15 protein-coding genes are annotated in these 20,132 nt (G+C 66.2%); 8 read left to right on the forward strand and 7 right to left on the reverse strand.

Going from position 1 to position 20,132, the window contains the following annotated elements; genetic code table 11:
• Both C507_RS0118070 and C507_RS23370 read right to left on the reverse strand, forming a co-directional pair.
• On the reverse strand, window positions 1–1,017 hold the full coding sequence (locus C507_RS0118070; RefSeq protein ID WP_018701132.1) for an FAD binding domain-containing protein: 1,017 nt from the start codon (window positions 1,015–1,017) through the stop codon (window positions 1–3).
• Window positions 1,014–1,484: a (2Fe-2S)-binding protein gene (locus tag C507_RS23370; RefSeq protein ID WP_018701133.1), complete on the reverse strand. Its 471-nt coding sequence runs from the start codon at window positions 1,482–1,484 to the stop codon at window positions 1,014–1,016. The genes C507_RS0118070 and C507_RS23370 overlap by 4 nt, the downstream gene beginning before the upstream one ends.
• Window positions 1,485–1,719: 235 nt before the next feature.
• Here C507_RS23370 and C507_RS0118080 point away from each other — a divergent pair, with 235 nt between their 5' ends.
• From C507_RS0118080 to C507_RS0118090, 3 genes are all read left to right on the forward strand, one after another.
• Complete coding sequence (locus tag C507_RS0118080; RefSeq protein ID WP_018701134.1) at window positions 1,720–2,283, forward strand: LemA family protein; 564 nt, start codon at window positions 1,720–1,722, stop codon at window positions 2,281–2,283.
• 35 nt (window positions 2,284–2,318) lie between these two features.
• Window positions 2,319–4,376, forward strand: coding sequence for a DUF2207 domain-containing protein (locus C507_RS21940; protein ID WP_018701135.1), 2,058 nt, complete (start codon window positions 2,319–2,321; stop codon window positions 4,374–4,376).
• A gap of 109 nt (window positions 4,377–4,485) precedes the next feature.
• Entirely contained in the window at window positions 4,486–5,460 is a 975-nt protein-coding gene (locus C507_RS0118090; RefSeq protein WP_018701136.1) for a glycosyltransferase family 2 protein, read from the forward strand.
• Window positions 5,461–5,569: 109 nt separating this feature from the next.
• Here the strand turns inward: C507_RS0118090 and C507_RS0118095 are convergent, their stop codons facing one another.
• Window positions 5,570–6,010: a GtrA family protein gene (locus C507_RS0118095; protein WP_018701137.1), complete on the reverse strand. Its 441-nt coding sequence runs from the start codon at window positions 6,008–6,010 to the stop codon at window positions 5,570–5,572.
• A 172-nt stretch (window positions 6,011–6,182) separates the two neighbouring features.
• On the reverse strand, window positions 6,183–7,811 hold the full coding sequence (locus C507_RS0118100; protein ID WP_156829381.1) for a hypothetical protein: 1,629 nt from the start codon (window positions 7,809–7,811) through the stop codon (window positions 6,183–6,185).
• Window positions 7,812–8,030: 219 nt separating this feature from the next.
• Here C507_RS0118100 and C507_RS0118105 point away from each other — a divergent pair, with 219 nt between their 5' ends.
• Together C507_RS0118105 and C507_RS22580 are read left to right on the forward strand one after the other, a co-directional pair.
• Complete coding sequence (locus C507_RS0118105) at window positions 8,031–9,431, forward strand: mannose-1-phosphate guanylyltransferase/mannose-6-phosphate isomerase (RefSeq protein ID WP_018701139.1); 1,401 nt, start codon at window positions 8,031–8,033, stop codon at window positions 9,429–9,431.
• Window positions 9,428–10,705, forward strand: coding sequence for a glycosyltransferase family 4 protein (locus tag C507_RS22580; RefSeq protein ID WP_018701140.1), 1,278 nt, complete (start codon window positions 9,428–9,430; stop codon window positions 10,703–10,705). Before C507_RS0118105 ends, C507_RS22580 begins: the two co-directional genes overlap by 4 nt.
• Before the next feature lie 88 nt (window positions 10,706–10,793).
• Here C507_RS22580 and C507_RS0118120 read toward each other — a convergent pair whose 3' ends face one another.
• Window positions 10,794–12,638 carry an ABC transporter ATP-binding protein gene (locus C507_RS0118120; RefSeq protein WP_018701141.1) on the reverse strand — a complete coding sequence of 615 codons (1,845 nt, stop codon included), beginning with the start codon at window positions 12,636–12,638 and terminating at the stop codon, window positions 10,794–10,796.
• Window positions 12,639–13,083: 445 nt separating this feature from the next.
• Between C507_RS0118120 and gmd the strand changes: the two genes are divergently transcribed.
• The 3 genes from gmd (at window position 13,084) to C507_RS21950 (ending at window position 18,153) form a co-directional block, all read left to right on the forward strand.
• On the forward strand, window positions 13,084–14,118 hold the full coding sequence (gmd, locus tag C507_RS0118125) for a GDP-mannose 4,6-dehydratase (protein ID WP_018701142.1): 1,035 nt from the start codon (window positions 13,084–13,086) through the stop codon (window positions 14,116–14,118).
• Window positions 14,119–14,218: 100 nt separating this feature from the next.
• On the forward strand, window positions 14,219–14,497 hold the full coding sequence (locus C507_RS0118130) for a hypothetical protein (protein WP_026319229.1): 279 nt from the start codon (window positions 14,219–14,221) through the stop codon (window positions 14,495–14,497).
• Complete coding sequence (locus C507_RS21950; RefSeq protein ID WP_018701144.1) at window positions 14,497–18,153, forward strand: glycosyltransferase family 4 protein; 3,657 nt, start codon at window positions 14,497–14,499, stop codon at window positions 18,151–18,153. The genes C507_RS0118130 and C507_RS21950 overlap by 1 nt, the downstream gene beginning before the upstream one ends.
• A 68-nt stretch (window positions 18,154–18,221) precedes the next feature.
• Here the strand turns inward: C507_RS21950 and C507_RS0118140 are convergent, their stop codons facing one another.
• Both C507_RS0118140 and C507_RS0118145 read right to left on the reverse strand, forming a co-directional pair.
• A complete protein-coding gene (locus C507_RS0118140; RefSeq protein WP_040401403.1) occupies window positions 18,222–19,289 on the reverse strand; it encodes a glycosyltransferase family protein in 1,068 nt (355 codons plus the stop codon).
• A 61-nt stretch (window positions 19,290–19,350) separates the two neighbouring features.
• Window positions 19,351–20,040, reverse strand: coding sequence for a protein tyrosine phosphatase family protein (locus tag C507_RS0118145; RefSeq protein WP_018701146.1), 690 nt, complete (start codon window positions 20,038–20,040; stop codon window positions 19,351–19,353).
• Window positions 20,041–20,132 lie beyond the last annotated feature (92 nt).

The following is a 20,132-nucleotide window of genomic DNA, read 5'->3' on the forward strand; positions in this document are numbered from 1 at the left end:
CTACTGGATGCGCTTGTCGGACTGGCTCTGCGGGGTCCCGGCTGCCGCCTGGGAAAGCGCGCGGATCATCGTGCGGCGCGCGAGCTCGGGCTTGAAGGCATTGCCCGGAACGGTTTCCGCCTCGGCCAGCACGATGTCAGCGGCCTCGGCGAAGGTCGTCTCGACAGCCGGTTTGCCGCGCATGGCGGCTTCCGCTTCCGCGTTGCGCCACGGCTTGTGGGCCACGCCGCCGAGCGCCAGCCGGGCCTCGGCAATCGTGTCGCCGTCCATGTCCAGCGCCGCCGCGACGGAAATCAGTGCAAAGGCGTAGGACAGCCGGTCGCGGATCTTCAGGTAGCTGTAATGGTCGGAAAACCCCTTCCCGGGCAGATCGACGGCCACGACCATCTCTCCGTGCGCGAGCGTGGTGTCGACCTGCGGCGTGTCGCCGGGCAGGCGATGGAAATCGGAGAACGGGATCGAACGGGATCCCTCCGGTCCCTCCACGCGGACCGTGGCGCCGAGGGCCGCCAGCCCGACACACATGTCGGACGGGTGCGTTGCGATGCATCGCTCGCTCGCGCCGAGGATGGCGTGATAGCGCGCGAAGCCGGTCTTCGCCGGGCAACCGCTTCCGGGCTCGCGTTTGTTGCAGGGGGTGGAGACGTCGTAGAAGTAAGAGCAGCGGGTGCGCTGGCGCAAGTTGCCACCGGTGGTAGCGGAATTCCTGAGCTGCGGCGACGCGCCGGCAAGGATCGCGCTGGCGAGCAGCGGAAAGCGCGCGGCCACCTGCTCGTCATAGGCGATGTCGGTGTTGCGCACCATCGCACCGATCGACAGTCCCCCGTCTGCAGTGTTCTCGATCCGGTCGAGCGGCAGCGCCGTGATATCGATCAGGTGCTCAGGGCGCTCGACGTCATATTTCATCAGGTCCAGAAGATTGGTTCCGCCGGCGATGAACCGTGCGCCGTCGTTCGCAGCAAGCGCGGCCACCGCCTCGCCCACGTCGCTGGCCCGGGTGTAGGAAAACGGCCTCATCGCGCCTGCCCTCCCTTGGCCATCACGTCCTCGATCGCGTCGGCAATGTTCACGTAGGCACCGCAGCGGCAGAGGTTGCCGCTCATCTGCTCGCGAATCTCGTCGCGGGTGGTGGCATGACCCTCGTCGATCAGCGCCACCGCGGAGCAGAGCTGACCCGGTGTGCAGTAGCCGCACTGGAAGGCGTCACGCTCGATGAAGGCTTCCTGCATCGGGTGCAGCTCGCCGTTCGTCGCCAGGCCCTCGACGGTGGTCACCTCGGAGCCGTCTGCCATGACCGCAAGACGCAGGCAGGAATTGATCCGTCGCCCGTCGACGATCACCGTGCAGGCGCCACACTGGCCGTGATCGCAGCCCTTCTTCGTGCCGGTGAGCTCCAGCTCGTGACGCAGCAGGTCGAGCAGTGTCGTCCAGGGCGCCACCTCCAGCTTATGTCGATTGCCATTGATGGTGATGGATACCGGCATCCGCTCCGGCGGAGCTGCGGGGTCGGTTGCGCTCACGGGCCATTCTCCGGGATTGTCTGGGTCGGAAAAGCCGGCGTTCGGGCCGGCTGACTGGTTCGTGTAACGCTTCCAAACTGCGGGACGTTCCGGCGGTCCGACCGCTTTCTCGTCCCGGTCGGGACGTGCGGGCTTCCGGCCACCGCCCGCATCGCCTAAAAGCGGGGAGCGAGTTTTCTGCGGCGGAGGGGAGTTGCAGATGGGTACCTGGATCGTCCTCGGCGTGATCGCGCTCGTCGCGGTTTTCGCCATCCTCATCTACAACCGGCTCGTCGCGGCGCGGGCCCAGGTCGACGAGGCCTGGTCCGACATCCAGGTCCAGATGAAGCGGCGCTACGACCTGATCCCCAACCTGGTGGAGACGGTGAAGGGCTACGCGTCGCATGAGCGCGAGACGCTCGAGGCGGTGATCCAGGCCCGCAACAGCGCCGTCAACAACACCGGCTCTCCGGAGAGCCAGGCCGCCAGCGAGAACATCCTGTCCGGCGCGCTGGGCAAGCTGTTCGCGCTTGCCGAGGCCTACCCGACCCTCAAGGCCGACCAAAATTTTCGCCAGCTTCAGGACGAGCTGACCCAGACCGAGGACAAGATCTCCCGGTCGCGGCGCTTCTACAACGGCTCCGTGAAGGCCTACAACGTGATGATCCAGTCCTTCCCGGCCAACCTGTTCGCCCGTTCGCTCGGCTTCAGCGAGCGCGAATTCCTCGAGTTCGACGACCCGCAGGTTGCCGAGCCGGTCAAGGTCGACTTCGGCACAAGCTGATTCCGTCCCCCAGCCCCGCCTGACCGGGAAACTCCATGTCGAGAACCCGCCTCGTCTTCATCGCGATTGCCATCATCATGGTGGTCGGCGCGCAGTCCGGCATCTGGCAGACCCTGCATCAGGTCGCTTCAGGCCCGGCACACGTGGCAGGCAATCCCGATGCGTCCGACACGGTCGCGACAGCGCCTGCTGCAGCGCAGACGGCTGCAGCACCATCGAACGCGGCGCCCCTCGCCACGCCGCCCACGGGCCCGGCGACCGGCCCCGAGCGCATCCGCTATTTCCGCAGCATCATCGACGTGGAGACGACCGGCGCGATTACCGTGGCGGAAACCATCCAGGTCGTCGCCCGGGGCGACCAGATCCGACGCGGGATCTACCGGGTCATCCCGCTGACCCGCACCATGGGTCTCGGTCGAATCCATTCCGCCTTCGACCTGACATCGGTGAAGCGCGACGGATCCGCCTCGCCCTACAGCCTGACGGTCGAGAACGGCCAGGCGGAGATCCGCATCGGCTCGGCGGACACATTCCTGAAGCCGGGCGTCTATACCTACGAAATCGCCTACCGGATGACGAAGCAGGTCGGCTTCTTCGACGACTATGACGAGATCTACTGGAACGCGACGGGCGATGAATGGGGGTTTCCGATCGACCGCGCCGAAGCGGTCGTCACGCCCCCGGGCGGCGCGCGGATCCTGTCCACCTCGGTCTATACCGGCAGCTTCGGCGAAAGCGGCCAGGGTGCAACGGCGACCACGCAGGACGGGAGAGCCTTCTTCGTTACCACCCAGCCGCTTCAGCCGCGCGAGGGCATGACGGTCGCCGTGGCCTTTCCCAAGGGCATCGTGGCCGAACCCTCGCTGCTGCAGCGCCTGCTTGGCGATCCCCTTCAGGCCATCATCGCGGTGCTCGGCGCACTCGCCACGCTCGTCTATTTCATCCTCGCGTGGCGCCGCGTCGGACGGGACCCGGCGCTCGGACCCATCATCCCCGTCTACCACCCGACCGTGCCGCCGCACGCCATGCGCTATCTCGACCGCATGGCCTACGACACCAAGTGCCTGGTCGCGGCCATTCTCGATCTCGCCGTCAAGGGTCATGTCGAAATCGCCGAAAACGACGATGGCGTCCTGACCCTGACCCGGGCCGGACCGCGTCGGCGCGCGCCGAGCCCCGGCGAAGCGAAGGTGCTGGCCAAGCTGTTCTTCGACGAGGGCGACACCATCACCCTCTCGAAGGCCGATTCCGTCGAGCTCGCCAAGGCGAACACGACCCTCAAGACCTTCCTCTCGGGCCGCTTCCTCCGCTCCCACATCCAGCAGAATTTCGGCTGGTGGCTGGGCGGACTGGCCATCGGCGCCGCCACCTGGATCGCCAGCGACCTGGCGAGTGCCGACCCGATTGCCGGCCTCGGCTACCGCCTCTTCGCCTTCGCCGCCGTTGTCGGTCTGATCGTCGCCGTGACGCTCGCGCTGAAGAGCTGGTCGCTCGTCTTTCGGCGCAACTGGACGAGCCTGCCCCAGGCGCTGGTCTTCACCATCTTCACCGTGGTGGCGTTGGGCTTCACCCTCGCGACATCGGTCCTGCTGATTGGCGATGCCGGCCTCGTTCCCGGCCTCGCCCTGGTGGTCACGGCCGCCGTTCCGCCGATCTTCTTCAAGCTGATGGCCAGGCCGACCAGCGCCGGTCTCGACGCCATGCGCGAGATCGAGGGCACCCGGCTCTACCTCACCGTGGCGGAGGCCGACCGGCTCAAGTTCGCCAACGCGCCCGACCGGACCTTCGAGCATTTCGAGGAGCTGCTGCCCTATGCCGTGGCGCTGGGCGTGGAGACCGCCTGGACCAACCAGTTCGCCCACCTGGTGGCCGCCGGCGCCATGGTCGCGCCCGTCTGGTATCACGGTCACCATGGCGGCGGCTGGTCGCCTGCCGCCCTCTCCTCGGTGTCCGACGGGATCGGCTCCGGCATCTCCCGCACGGTCAACCAGGGCGTCGCCTCGATCCGCTCGGCCAGTTCCGGCTCGTCCGGCTCCTTCGGCGGCGGCTTTTCCGGAGGCGGCGGCGGTGGCGGCGGTGGCGGCGGCTGGTAGAAACCATCGGACGGCTTGAACCGCGACAGCCGGGATCCGGGCTGCTATGAGCGACTGCCACACATTGGAATGGGTTCAGCCCGCGCCGCCGGAGTCAGTTGCGTCTGCCATGGTCAAGATCTGCATCGTCATCCCCGCCTACAATGAAGAGCACGCGATCGCCGACACGGTCGAGGACTACGCGGCGCATTTTCCCGATGCGGTGATGGTGGTGGTCGACAACAACTCGAAGGACCGCACCCATGCGATCGTCGAGGAGCACTTCCGGGGCACCCGCCACCTGCTCCTGAAGGAAACCGCCCAGGGCAAGGGCCGGGCGGTCAAGAAGGCCCTCTCCCGTCTCGTCGCCGACGTCTACATCATGGTGGACGCCGATCACACCTATCCGGCCACCGATGCCCGCCGCCTCTGCGACGAGCTGATCCGCGAGCGCCTCGACATGGTCGTCGGAGACCGGGTCAGCCACGGCGCCTACGACAAGCAGAACACCCGCTCGTTCCACGGCTTCGGCAACCGGGTGCTCACCCAGCTGATCTCGTTCCTTGCGAACAAACGCTACAGCGACGTGCTCTCCGGCATGCGGATCATGTCGCGGCCCTTCGTCGACCTCCTCGACGTCCAGAGCCACGGCTTCCAGCTCGAAACCGAGCTCAACGTCATTGCCGCCTACGCCAAGGCCGATGTGCGCGAAGTGCCCATCGACTACCGGGCGCGCAAGGAGGATTCGGAATCCAAGCTCGACACGTTCCGCGACGGCGCGCGGATCGTGATGTTCGCCATCCTCAACGCGATCGCCTTCTATCCGTTCGTGATCTTCGGCGCGGTCGGCGCGCTCTGCCTGCTGATCTCGCTGGTATGGGGCCTGTTCGTCATCTCCACATACCTCCAACTCGGAGCAGTGCCCTACATCGCCACCACCATCGCGGCGGCGACCTTCGGGATGATCGGACTGCAGTCGATCACCTCGGGCCTGATCCTCGGGATCATCGGCGGCGACCGGCGCCGGGCCACCATCGCCGACTTCCTCAAGGGACGCCGGGAGTGGAACGAACGGCTGGACGCGCTGGAAGCCGAGCAGCCCTGATCGCCCTTTCCGCAGACCCGGTGCCTTCAGGCGAGCCGTAGACGGGTTCCCCTGCGCCCCCGGAACCTGCCGGCGGGCGCGCCCCGTGGAATCGACGGCATGAACAGGCCTATCGGCCGTAGAGCTTCAGGTTGAGGAGCGCGAAGGTCACGAAGGCGGCCGCGGCCGAGCCGAAGAACAGCGCCACCAGTGCCGGCGCCTGCATGCCGCCAATCCCGGTCACCAGCACCACGTAGATGCCGGAATTGATCAGGAAGCCCACCACCTGCACGCCGACATAGCCGGCAAGCTCTGCGCTGAGACGCGGCCGGCCCCGGTCGCCGAACGACCACGTCCGGTTCAGGGTCCAGGTCACGAGAAGCGCAGCCGGAAACGACAGGCAGCGCGCGCCGATCGGCCCGATCGCCGTGGTCGCCAGCACCAGGCTGAGAACACCCGCATCCACCAGAAAGCCGGTGCCGCCCGTCACCAGGAAGCGGAAGATCCGCCGCAGCCCGCTGATCGCGCCGTCGGCGGGCGCCGCGGCTGTCTCGGGTGGCGGTGCGGTCATATGCGGTTCTCCGGAGATGAGTGTCGGGCGAATCGCCCGATTTCTGGGCAACCCACCTTGTGCGGGGCCTGCCTACCAACGGGTACGAATCCGTCAAGTCGATGGCAGAAATACCGGTTGGGTACGCGGGGCGGGGCGGTCTGGACCTGCCTGAAGCGGCAATCGTGCCAGATCAGCGCCAGTGACTGGAAAACGGCCAGTCCAGCACGAAGCGGACGGCGACGGGGTGCACCGACGCCTCGTCGACCGGCGCCTCCCGGGCCAGCGCAACGCCGAAATCGACGCTCACCGTCTCCGCTTCGACCGGCCGCAGGAAGAGCAGCCTGATGCCTTCGCCCTGCCCCTTCCCTTCGCGCGGAAACATCCGATACTCGCCGTAATTCTCCAGTGGCTCGCCGCCGTTCACCCGCACCGTGGCCCGGTTCTCGAAGTAGACGTCCGTCCAGCCGGCCGGCGTCCCGTCGAAGTCGATATATTCCAGCGCCGGACCGTCGGAAAAGGCGAGCTCGACACCCCCCTCTCCGCCCGCCGTCACCGAAAGCGGCGGCCGGGCCACCGGATCGACGTTGATACTGAACAGGACGAGCGTCGCGATCACCCCGAAGGCGAGGCCAACCCGGGCGCGTAGCCGCGCGGCTCCGCGTGCCTGGATCGCGTGCACCACGAAATAGGCCGCGAACGCCACGATCCATGGCAGCATCCACTTGAAATAGTGAATGTTGTTGTAGCGGAAGGTGCCGGTCGGCAGTGCGTCACCATAGGAGAAGTAGAGGACGATCTGGAACAGCGCGGCCACTGCCGCCAGCCGGAACACGAGCGGCCGGGCGAACAGCGCCGCGGCCGGCAGGAAGCCGAGACAGAGCGCGTTGATCGGCAGTTCCGTCAGCCAGTCGGCGCCGCGCTCCAGATAGATCGGGTGCGAGGCCACCACCAGCGAGAACAGCTTCTCGAAGAAATCCCCGAAATAGAATCCGCGCGACACCGACAGGGCGAAATAGCCACCCATCAGGTCGCCGAAGACCAGCAGGTTGAACCCGAACATGATGACGGCGCCGGGAACCAGCCCGAGCACGCCGGCCACCGCCGCCCAGAGCGCGCAGCGCCGGCGCGCGGGGTCTCCGCTGAACAGATCGAGGAGCACCAGCACGCCATAACCCAGCGCCACCGGCGCGAGCAGCACGATGTCGCCCGGCCTCAGGGGCAGTTGCAGGCCGCACACGAGACCGAACAGGTAGGCGTTCAGGACATGCGTTCGCAGGCCCCAGCCGCCCTCGCGCCTGGCCCGGTCGTAGCGATCGAGAAGCAAAAGAGCGGCGGCCACAAGCACCGCGGACACGCTGGTGGTCCACGGTATGACCCACTGGAGGCGAATGACATTGAAGACCGCAATGAACGCAAAGCCGATGATCGCCGCCGGCCAGAAACCGATGGCCCGACGCGTCGTGGCGACGAACAGCAGAAAGAACCCCAGCGTCGCGGCAAGATCGACGAAATAGTAGGGGTGATAGGGAAAGACCGGCACGAATGCCGCCCCGATCAGCGGGTAGAGCGGCGGATAGTAATATTCAGCGGGATCGAGGTTCCAGTCGAGGATCGCCTTGGCCGAACGCAGATAGTTGCCCTGGTCGAACCAGCCCCACCAGCCCAGCGGATACTCCGGATTGTTGCCCGGCACCGGCTTCCACGAGATGTAGGTCGTCTGCCAGAGGACGAAGATAACCAGCATGAAAAGACAGAGGACGATCCACTGCTTCGGCGATATGCCGGAAGTCCCATCGGGCGAGGCAGTCGATGCATGCATGCGGAGGCAACCCGGCGGAACGCGGCCAAACTGGAATTGGACCAATCCAATAGTCGGTCCCGGACCGGGTTTCCAGCCATTGGTCGAGAATTGCACCGCGCCACTTGGCCCTGGATGCCGGGATCGGCAGTGATCTGGCCCTAAACCGATCGCGCGACGTTGACACGGCCGCCGATTGGAATGACTAGAGGGGCCAAATCGCAGCGGGAGTTCATGCACATGGTGGTTCCGGTCATTCTGTCCGGCGGATCGGGTACGCGGCTCTGGCCGCTTTCGCGGGCGGATCTGCCGAAACAGCTCGCCCCCCTCTTCGGGGAGGAATCGCTGTTCCAGCACACGGTGCGCCGGGTCGTCGGATCGCCGCTCTACCAGACGCCCGTCGTGCTCGCCTCGGCCGACGGCCGCTTTCTCATCCGTGAGCAGCTTCAGGCGCTCGGGGTCGACGGCAAGATCGTGCTCGAACCGGCCCGGCGCGACACGCTCGCGGCCATCGCCGCCGCGGCTGCCGTCGCCTACGAGGACGACCCCGAGGCGATCCTGCTCATCATGCCGTCGGATCACCTGATCACCGACGCAGACGCCTTCGCCGAGGCCGCCGAGGCGGCAGCGAAGGTTGCGGCCGAGGGCGGTATCGTGACGCTCGGCGTCAGGCCGACCCACCCGGCAACCGGCTACGGATACATCGCGCCCGGCGAGCCCGGACCGGATGGCTCCTTCAAGATCGCCCGCTTCCTGGAGAAGCCCTCGGCCGACGCCGCAGCGACGCTGATCGACGAAGGCTGCCTGTGGAACGCGGGCATGTTCTGCTTCCGCGCCGCATCGCTACTCGACGAGGTTGCTCGGCTGGAGCCGGAAACCCATGCCGCAATCAAGGCCGCCGTCGCCGAAGCCTCCGACGATATCGGCTTCACCGTGCTCGGCCCGTCCTTCGAGAAGGCGCGCGCCATCTCCTTCGACTACGCGGTCATGGAGCGCACCGAATCGTCCTTCGTGGTGCCGGTGACGTTCAGCTGGTCCGATGTGGGCGACTGGAAGGCCTTCTGGGAGGCCACCGACCAGAGCTCCGACGGCGTCACCACCGAGGGCGACGTCGTGGTCCTCGATTCCAAGAATTCCATCGTCCGCTCCGGCGGCCGACTCATCTGCGCGGTTGGTGTTGAGAACCTCGCCATCGTGGAAACGCCGGACGCCGTCCTCGTCGCGGACCTGCAGCAGGCCCAGAAGGTCAAGCAGCTGGTCGGCACGCTGTCCGCCCAGGGCCGCAGCGAGGCCTCCGAGCATGCCCGGGTCTACCGCCCCTGGGGCTGGTACCAGACCATGGACATCGGCGACCGCTTCCGCGTGAAGCGCATCGCCGTCAAGCCGGGCGCCAAGCTGTCCCTGCAGAAGCACTTCCACCGCGCCGAGCACTGGGTCGTGGTGCGCGGCACCGCCGAAATCACCGTGGGCGAGGAAACGAAGATCCTGCGCGAGAACGAGAGCATCTTCATCCCGATGGGCGAGGTCCATCGCCTGGCCAACCCGGGCCGGATCGGCGTGGAGATCATCGAGGTCCAGACCGGCGCCTATCTGGAGGAGGACGACATCGTCCGCATCCAGGACGATTTCGGAAGGCAATGACGCGACTTTTCGTCGACGTCACCGAAGTCTCTGCCCTCGGCCGCAAGGCCGAGGAACTGACCGGGGTCCAGCGGACCTGCCTGGAGTTCGCCTACGAGCTCGTCACGGCGGGCCGCGCCACCGCGGTCGTTCTCAATCCCCTCACCGGCCGCTTCCGCGAGGTCGCTCCGTGGGCTTTCGACCCGGAGCACCTCTACGCCACCGAAACGGTGAAGGAGCGGCTCGGCCTGCTGCCCAAGGTGCGCAGCCTCGGCAAGTATCGCGGCCTCAAGCGCGCCCTTTACGAGGCCGAACAGGCCGCCCTCGGTGCGGCCCGGTCACTCAGGCCCGGACGTCCCGGCTCCGCCGTCGGCGACGTCGTCAGTCTCGATGGCGGCGTGCTTCTCACCCCGGCAAACTTCGAGATCGCCCGCCGCGTCGGTCTGCGCGCCAAGGCGCTGCATCCCACCGTCTCCGTCGTCGCGGTCCTCTACGACACCATTCCCCTGGCTGCGGAGGCCGGCGTGGGCGTAGGTTTCGGCCGGGCCTACCAGTCCTCCTACAGGGCACTTGCGCAGGCGGGCACGCGCTTCATCGCGATTTCGGAGCACACCAGGCGCGACGCGCTTGCGGAGATCGAAAAGGGCGCCCTCGATCCCTCCGTCGCCCCGGAAGCCGCGATCCTGCTTGCCCACGAGTTTCGCGATCCACCGCCGGGTTCACGGGCCGGTGCCTTGCCGGAGCGGCCCTATTTTCTGTCCGTCGGCAGCCCGACGGGCCGCAAGAACGGCAAGCTCCTGTGCGAGGCCTATCGCCGTCTTGCCGGCACGGACGCAGCCGAGGCGCTGCCGCACCTCGTCTTCGCCGGTCGCGTGGGCCAGGACGTGGAGACGCTCCTCGATCGGCTGGGAGACTACCGCAACATTGCGCCGGTGGTCCGCCTCGTTGACCAGCCGAACCATGCCACTTTGCAGGCGCTCTACCGAGGTGCGGAGGCGCTGCTCTTTCCCAGCCTCTATGAGGGATTCGGCCTGCCGGTCGGCGAGGCACTCTGGCTCGGCACACCGGTGATCGCCTCACGCGCCACCTCCATTCCGGAAGCGGGCGGGGCACTTGCCGACTATTTCGACCCCGCCAGCGCCGACGAGCTGGCCGCCCTTCTCTCCCGCGCCGCCACCGAGCCTGGCTGGCTTGACGCCCGCCGGCAGGCGGTTGCCGCGGCCCGTCCGCAACTCAGGAGCTGGGCCCGTGTCGCCGCCGACTATGCCGACCAGGCGGTGACGATACCGGGCTGAGCCAGTCGCTGCTCACGTAAGAAGGGCGCGACGGGAGATCCCGGTCGCGCCCTTGAACTTGGCTCGACTGCGAGTGGGCGCGGCCGCCCTACTCCGCCGCCTCGCCCATTTCGAACTGCAGCATGACGATGCGCTTGTAGTAGTCATTGCGCTCGACCAGCTCGTCGTGGGTGCCCTGGTCGGTGACGTGCCCGCTGTCGATGAGCGCGATCCGGTCCGCCTCCTTCACTGTCGAGAGGCGGTGCGCGATGACGATGATGGTCTTCTTCTTCGCCTGGGAGCGGACATAGTCCTTGATCAACTGCTCGTTCTCGGCGTCCAGCGCCGACGTGACCTCGTCCAGCAGCAGGATCGGCGCATCGCGGATGATGGCACGCGCCATGTTCAGCCGCTGGGCCTGTCCACCGGAGATCATTGCACCCAGCTCGCCCACGTCCGTGTCGTAGCCAGCCGGCTGCGCCTCGATGAAGGAATGCAGGCCGACAGCCTCGCACGCCGCGACGACGCGCTCGTGAGACACTGAGGAGTCCTTGAGGGTGAGATTGTCTCGGATAGTCCCGGAAAAGATGTAGTTCGACTGGCTGACGAAGGCGATTGAGTCGCGGATGTCGCCTGTGTCGAGCTGGCCGACATCGTGACCGAACAGCCGCAGCGTACCGCCGGTCGGTAGGAAGAACTTCATCAGGAGCTTGAACACGGTCGACTTGCCGGCGCCGGATGGACCGACCAAGGCGATCATCTCGCCCTGCTTGATCTCCAGATTCATCCCGTCCAGGACAAGCCCCCCGTCGCCATATCGGAAGTCGACATTCTCAAAGGCGATAGCTGGGACGGCGGGCTCGGCTTCCTCAGAAATCGAGTGGCCGGCCGGCGCGGGCAGCCGGGTCGGACCGCTCTCCTCGTAATCCGTATCATTGAGAAGGCTGTTGACCATCTCGACCGCCATCATGGCGGTCCGGATCTGCACGCGCATCTGGCTGAGCCGGCGCGCCGGATCCGCAGCGAGAAGCAGGGCCGTCAGGAATGACATGAACGTGCCGGGGGAGTAGACCCCCATCGTCAGGCGCCATCCGGCGTAAAGGATGGCAAGTCCCACCGCGACACCGCCGACCGTGTCCAGCAGTGGCAGCGGCGCCGCGTTCAGGGCGGCGATGCGGTTCTTCTGCTGGCGCAGCCCCTCAATGATCTCGCGGCTTTCGCTCAGGAGCGGCTGCTCGAGCCGGAAAGCCTTGATGACAGTGATACCCTGAACCGTCTCGCGCACCTGCCGGTTCAGGTACTGGTAACCGGCCAGTTCCGCGCCCACCAGCCCACGGATACGTCGGAGGAGCCTACTCACACCGTAAAAGACGATCGGGGCAACGAGGAAGGAGCAGATGGTCAGATAGGCATCCTGAAACAGCATCACTCCGAGAAGGGCGACCAGGGTAGCCGCATCGCGAAGCCCGTTCACAAGGACCTGGTTGAGGATCGAGTTGAAGCCCGCCGCCCCCTGGTTGAAGCGCATGGTCAGGTCGTCGGAGCTGTAACGGGAGAAGAACGAAACTTTCTGCCGCATGATGTGCTCGAACATCCGGTTCTGGATGTCGGCGACCAGGGCATTCGAGATCTGGTTCGACAGCACCGACTGGAAATAGAGCGACAGGCCACGAACCAGAAAGACGGCCACAACCGCAAAGAACAGCGGCAGGATCAGAGGAGCCTTCTGATCAACGAACACCGTCTCCACCACGTCCTTCACCATCCAGGCGATGCCGGCGGTGGTGCCCGACACAAACCCGATCAGGATGAAGATGATCACATACTTCTTCCAGAAGATGCGGAAGTAGGTCCGAAAGATGTCAACGAACAGGCTGATGTCGCCCGTCGACGGGATTTTCAGCATCCGCGAAAGCCAGTGCGGCAGCCGGTCCCGGGTTTGAGTGAAAGACATGCGACGAACCTTCGATTACGCGGAGATGATGGGATCAGCGTTGCGCTCTGGCGGGTCCTATCGACCTGCGGCGGGCGTGCAAGCGGAGCCGATCCTTTCTGACAGATCACCGTTCACGAACAGCCCCCGGCTGTGGTCAACGAAGACGCCGGCTTCGGGCATTTGCGTCCGTATCCTCGGCGACGGCTCCCGTGCGCGAGGACAACGGCCCGTCGGCCAGTAGCCGGGACCGACTAGAACTTCCCGCACCGAGCGTCAAGCGGTGGGGGGACGCAGGGCGGAAAAGCACGGCTCCGACCCAGCCACATCTTGACAATGCAGCGTCGATGCCTTGTGAAAGTGTCCTACAAATAAGCCGGGCTGTAATCTCCCAGTCTGGCGGTCGCGAGCCGACCATCTTGGCCCTCGGTCTCTCGACGACGCAGGTTCAGCAAAAGGTTCCCCGGTGACCAAAACGGCATTTATCACAGGCGTTTCCGGCCAGGATGGCGCTTACCTGTCCAGACTTCTCCTTGAGAAGGGCTACCGCGTCGTCGGTGGCATCCGGCGTACGTCTACCGGAATCATTCACCGCCTGGCGGAACTGGGTATCGACAAGGACGTCGAGCTCGTCACCTTCGACCTCAGCGAATTCCAAAACATCCTGCGCCTTCTCGATAAGGTTAAACCGGACGAGTTCTACAACCTCGCGGCACAGAGCTTCGTCGGGTCTTCCTGGGACCTGCCGCTCTACACCGCCGACGTGGACGCCGTCAGCGTCTGCCGAATCCTGGAAGGCATCCGCGACATTGTTCCGCAGTGCCGCTTCTACCAGGCCTCTACCTCCGAGATGTTCGGTCACGTCCGCGAGATCCCGCAGACCGAGGTCACGCCGTTCTATCCGCGCAGCCCTTACGGGGTCGCGAAGCTCTACGGTCACTGGATCACGGTGAATTATCGGGAGTCGTTCGACCTGCATGCCTCGTCGGGCATCCTGTTCAACCACGAGAGCCCGCTGCGCGGAGTCGAATTCGTCACCCGCAAGATCACCCTTGCGCTGGCCCGCATCGCCCAGGGCGAGCAGGACATGCTGTATCTTGGCAACATGGATGCAAAGCGCGACTGGGGATACGCGGCCGAGTACGTCGAGGGCATGTGGCGCATGCTGCAGCAGGACAAGGCGGACGACTACGTTCTGGCCACCGGCAACACCTACACCGTCCGCGCTTTCGTCGAAGGGGCCGGCAGAGCCCTTGGCTACGACATCGCATGGGAAGGTGAGGCCGAGAACGAGGTCGGCATCGACCGCAAGAGCGGAAAGAGGCTCGTCCAGGTCGATCCGAAGTTCTACCGGCCCGCTGAGGTCGAGATCCTCATCGGGGATCCGGCGAAAGCCAAGGCTGGTCTCGGCTGGGAGCCGAAGACCGACCTTGCCGGACTCACCGAGCTGATGGTCAAGGCCGACTACGATCGCGTGAAATCCGGTCGGGTGTTCTTCTAGCAGTCGATCGTTCGCCGCTATCGTTGCGGGATCGGCCAAATGGGCGCCGGCTTCGACGCCCGTTTCACCGATCAGCACACTTAGGTATCCGTAACCGACCATGACCACGGTAATGCGCTTGCTGCCGCCACGGCTCGGAGCCCGGATTGCAGAATTCCGGCAACTTGATAGGCGACGCCGGAAGTACCTCACCACGAAGTACGTTCTGAAGCTGGAGCCCGTCCTTCCCGGGAAGTTTGCCAAGAAGATGAAGCGGCGGCTGGCGAAGTACTCTCCGTTTCCGCAGCCCGCCACCAAACCAGAGTATCCCGGCCGCACCGCCCGGATCCGGCTAATCGAAGCCGACCTTAAGCGCGCGGCGGGACGCATCCCCGGCTGATGCATATTGTCATCGACCTGCAAGGCGCCCAGTGCGAAAGCCGCTTCCGCGGCATCGGCCGCTACTCGTTGCTGCTGGCCAAGGCGATTGCGCGCAATCGCGGCGACAACCGCATCACCATTGCGCTCAATTCTGTCTTCCCGGAGTCCATCGACACGCTGAAAGCGGAGTTCGAGGGCATCCTCGGTCTCGATTGCATCAAGGTTTGGCGCGGGCTCGGCTTCGTGCATGGTCGCGACCCTACCAACGCCTGGCGGCGTCAGGCCTCGGAGAAGATCTACGAGGCGTTCCTGGCCGAGCTTCAGCCGGACATCGTACTGGTGTCCAGCCTGTTCGAGGGGTTCGCGGATGACTCCGTGTCGCGCGTCCCGTCCGCGCACCGGGCGTGGGCAACCGCCGTGATCCTCTACGACCTTATCCCGCTCATCTACAAGGACGCGTACCTGACGTCTTCGGTGGTCTCGTCGTGGTATGCGCGCAAACTTGAAAACCTGCGCCGCGCCGACCTGCTGCTAGCCATCTCCGCATCGAGCGGCATTGAGGCCGAAGAGCATCTACGGTATCCCGCCGATCGCATCGCCAACATCTCCGGCGCGGCCGATCCCAAGTTCCAAAAGATCACGGTCGACCAGAAGGAGGCCGAACGCCTCAAGACAACCTACAAGATAGCGCGCCCCTTCGTGTTGTGCGCCCCGGGTGGCTTCGATCACCACAAGAATGTCGACGGTCTCATCCGTGCCTGGGCGAACTTACCCGATCGGATCCGCAACACCCGTCAGCTCGTCATCGCCAGCCGCATCCACAAGGCGACGGAGCGCCGGCTCGACAAGGTCCGCAAAAAGGCCGGTCTCGGCAGCAAAGATATCGTCTTCACCGGCTACGTTCCCGATCCCGACCTGATCCGTCTCTACAATCTGACTGAACTTTGTGTCTTCCCCTCCCGGCACGAGGGCTTCGGCCTGCCTGCCCTGGAGGCGATGTCCTGCGGCGCTCCCACCATCGGATCCAACGCGTCCGCCGTGCCGGAGGTCATCGGGCGCGAGGACGCCATGTTTGACCCGGAGGACCCTGCGGCATTCGCCCGCCTCGTCGCCGAACTGCTCGAAGCACCGGACCGGCGCGCCGAGCTGTCGCGGTTCGCGCTCGAACGGGCTGAGCTGTTTTCCTGGGACCGGTCGGCCCGGATCGCGGTCGAGGCACTCGAGCGCATCCAAAGCGAACGGTCTGAACGGGTCGAGCCGGCTGTGTCGCGCCCCCACCGGCTTGCTGTAGTCGCCCCGACCTCGGATCTCCGGCTCGGCGCGGCCCATAGGCTGCTACCGCTTCTGCCCGAGCTTGCCTGGCGCTACGAAATCGACGTGGTCGCCGCCTCCGGCAGCGCCGACGCGTCGCACCTGCCGGACGGCGTATCAGGCTGCCTGACGCGCGAGGCCTTTCGCCGCGAGGCCGGGCGGTATGACCGGATCCTCTATTGCCTCGGCGGCGCCGGCGACGCCGACATCGCCGATCTCGCCCTTGAGATCCCGGGCACCGTTATCCTCACGGAGGCCGAGCTCGCCGCCCGCTTGGATCGTTCGCTGGAGCCCGGCGTCCGTTTGCGGCTGCTGCGCGCGTGTCATGGCTTTGCCGATTTCGCAGACCCCGCGGCGGATCCCGCGCGGGCCGCAACTTCCGGCCCGCTCGTTCACGATGTTGTTGCCCGCTCCCTCGGCATACTCGCCGGAAGTGCGGCTGTCGCACGCGCCTCGGCGGATGCCGGCGTCCCGGATGCGGCCGACTGGCCAATCGTTCCCTTCGCACATGCACCCGCCGAACGGCCGCTCCCCACCCGACGGGACGCGCGCACCCGACTGGGACTCGATGACACGACCCCTTCTCTTGTCGTGCTGTGCGATCCGGCCAGCGAAGCGGCGACGCTCGCCGCCGTGAAAGCGGTGGCTGCGGCGGCTCCGGAGGGGACCCGTCTCCTCGTCCTCGCACCGGCACCCGGCGCGGACCGCACACGGCTGGCTAACGCCCTTGCCGCGCGCGGCCTTGGCGCGCCCGACATCATGCTGTTCGACCCCGGGCACGGCCCGGCCCTCGCCGTCGTCTCAGCAGCCGCGGATGCCGCGGTCGCCTTCGGAGCGGCGGTCGAAGCCCATGCCTCGGGGCTGGCGCTCGACCTGGCGGACGCCGGCCTGACCGTGGTCTCCGCCGCCGCAGCTCCCTCGACCGGTGCGGCGGTCGAAGCCGCGCTGGCACAAAGCGGGACGGCGTTCACCGTCAGCGGCCCGGACGGGGAGCCCGACGCTGCCGCCTCCGCCGACCTGCTCACCGCGTCGCTGGAGCGGATCTATTCCAGGTCCGACGTCGGCTTGCGGCAGGCCACAGGCGCCATTGCCGCCCTTGAGCGCACTCCGGACGACCGGGACGACTGGGGCCGGGCCGCGGAAGCGCTGTCCCTGACCTTCCCGGCAACCCGGGCGCCGCGTCAGCTTCTGGTCGATGTCTCCGAGCTTTCGCAGCGCGATGCCCGCTCCGGTGTCCAGCGCGTCGTGCGCAACATCTTGCGCAACTGGCTACAGAACCCGCCAGCCGGCTACCAAGTGCAGCCGGTCTACGCGACCACTCACCACGGCTATCGCTATGCGACCCGCTTCACACTCGACTTTCTCGGCCACCCGGTCGGCGAGGTCGAGGACGATGAAATAGACTTCGCGCCGGGCGACATTCTGTTCATGTTGGACCTCCAGCATCACGTTGCACAGATGCAGCGTGCCTTCTACCAGACTGCCCGCCACCATGGCGTGAAGGTTTACTTCCTGGTGCACGATCTGTTGCCAATCCTGCTGGATGGGATCTTTCCGCCGCAGATGCGCACCCTGCACGAGGACTGGCTGTCCGTTGTGGCCGAGAGCGACGGCGCCTTCTGCGTCTCCCGCGCCGTGGCCCATGAGCTGTCAGACTGGATCCGCGACACCGGCCGGCTGAAACCGCACCCGTTCCGCATTGGCTGGTTCCACCACGGCTCCGACTTCACCGGCTCGAAATCCTGGACCGGCCTTCCGGCAGACGCCGAGGCCGTGCTGGCCACACTGGAGAGCCGCCCCACCTTCCTGATGGTCGGCACGCTGGAGCCCCGCAAGGGTCATGCCCAGACGCTGGATGCTTTCGAGGCGCTCTGGGCGGAGGGCGTCGACGTCAACCTCGCCATCGTCGGCAAGGAAGGCTGGCTCGTCGACGATCTGGCCAAGCGCCTGCGCGGCCACAAGGAGCGTGGCAAGCGCCTGTTCTGGCTGGAAGGCGTCTCGGACGAGTACCTGGAGCGGGCATACGCTGCCAGCGTCTGCCTGATCGCTGCCTCACGCGGTGAAGGCTTCGGCCTGCCCCTCATCGAGGCTGCCCAGTACAAGCTGCCCATCATGGCCCGCGACATCCCGGTCTTCCGCGAAGTCGCCGGCGAGCACGCCTTCTTCTTCTCCGCGTCCGACGGCACGGAGTTGGCTGCCGAGGTGCAGAAGTGGCTTGCGCTCTACCGCGACGGCAGGCATCCCACCTCTGACGCGATGCCGCGGCTCACTTGGGAAGAAACGTCCGCGCGCCTCGCCAGTGCGATCGTGGAGGAGGACTTCCTGATCGAACTGCGCCAACCGAGACCGGAGCCGGTGGCCTAAAGCAATCCCCAGGCAAGGGGCGCGTGCGGTTACCCGCTACCGATCGCGGGGAGGTCGTGGAAATTTACTCACGCAATCAGCCCGGTCGGCCACTCGTAGGGCTCCGAATAGTCCTGATCGAAGACCGTTTCCGCCAGGTAGCGCGCTACCCGCCAGTTCGGTGTGCACTCGTGTGCCAGCCGCCATCCTATCTCTGCCCGGCGCCGGCGCTCCGCGTCGTCGCGCCAGAGCCGCGCCATGGTCTCCGCCAGGTCCTCGCGCCCGTCGAACGCGATTGCCCCCTCTTCCAGGAGGTCCTCGAAGCCCGCGGGGCGATGGGTGAGCGTCGCCACGCCGATGCCGAGAAGCTGGCCGATCCGGTCGGAGGAATAGAGCTTCAGCGAAGGCACCCTGTCGTCGATGGGCAGCGCCGGAGACATGGCGCCCTTGGCCAGTGTCTCGTAGAATTCCAGGCTTCTGAGCTGCACCCCCGTCGCCGCGCGGCCACCGACCTCGAAGCGGAAGCCGTCCGGCAGCTGCCCTTTCAGATAGTCCAGCTGCGCTGCCCGCCCGAGCCGCCCCGTGCCCAGGAACAGCCCGTCCCAGGCCAGCCGGTCCGCCGGCTCGTCGAACACCCGCGCCGTCTCGCAGGCGGAATCGACCATGGTCGCAGGCAGGTAGCCGATCGAGCCCTCGCGCCGGCTGATCGCCTTCAGGGCTGCCGCATCGCCCGTCGTGATGAACCCGACATCGGCGAGCGCGGCCTGTTCGGCGAAGGAGGCCACCGGCCCTGTGTTCACCTGCGGATCGTCGACGCAGAAACGGGCGATGCGCACGCCCGGCGCCCGCTCGCGGATGGCGGCGAAGATCTCCGGGCCCGTCTTGTCGGCGTGGCCCATCACGACCAGGTCGGGCCGGAAGTGCTCCACCGTCTCCAGGAATCGGGCATGCATCCGCCCCACGCCCCAGCGCTTGCCCGGCAGGGGCGAGAGCTCGCGCGCGGTATCGCGGTCGGAAAAGCCCAGCACCAGGTGCCCGAGCCGGATGAAGCCGCGATAGAGCTTCTGGTCGACGTTGTAGAAGAACGTCTGCCTGCGTCGCCGGTCGAAGTTGGCGAACATCAGGATTCTGAGCGGCCGCTGTCGGAGCACCGTCACGGCCGGTCCCCGAGCATGCTCCGCGCCTCGGCCTGATCGATGCGCCCCCACCCCGCCATGGCTATTCCCTGCGCAGCAGACGGTCGACGAGCACGTCGCCCCAGTAGTTCGACTTGAACTGCGAAATCAGCGCCGCGCGGTCATAGCGGGTCTCGATCCAGTCGAGAAAGGCGATTCCCCTAGCTTCCCCGTCGCGCTTGTAGAATTGCAGGAAGGCGTCCAGCACGCCGGTTTTGGAGAATTTCATGTGGCCATAGCGCCAGTTTAGCTGCCGGATGGCATCGTCCGCCGATCCGTTCTGGCGCAGGAGCACGTAGAGTGCAGCGCCCATCCCGGCCCGGTCCGCGCCGGACTTGCAGTGCAGCAGCGCCGGGTACTCGATGGAATCGAACACCGACTTGGCGTGACGCACCGCGTCATGGGTCGGTGGTTCCCGCGAAAACAGCGGCAGGTTGACGAGGCTGAGCCCCTTGCTCTCGCAGGTCTCGCGCATCAGCGGCCAGGCGCCGAAATTGGACGAGTGCCGCAGCGAGATGATGGTGCGCACGCCCTTGCGCCGCGCCCAGCGGATATCTGAGGGAACCGGCTGCGAGGAGCGCCACAGCTCGTCGCTGACCTTGTGGCGGTTGCGATAGAGAAGTCGAACGACCCCGTGATCCTTGAAGAGCGTGCTGCCCCACGCGGCATACCGCTCGGTCTTGGATTCGAGCGGACGTTCCCATCGTCCAAGTTCCTGATCGTCGTTCGCCATCGATACCGTAATCTGTCGTTCGATCGGTCCGCCCGTCCCGTTGCGGCCCGGATTGCTTATCCCAGCGGTGGAGACACTGCAATTTTCCGTGC

Origin of the sequence: Amorphus coralli DSM 19760 (assembly GCF_000374525.1) — a bacterium.
Taxonomy (GTDB): Bacteria; Pseudomonadota; Alphaproteobacteria; order Rhizobiales; family Amorphaceae; genus Amorphus; species Amorphus coralli.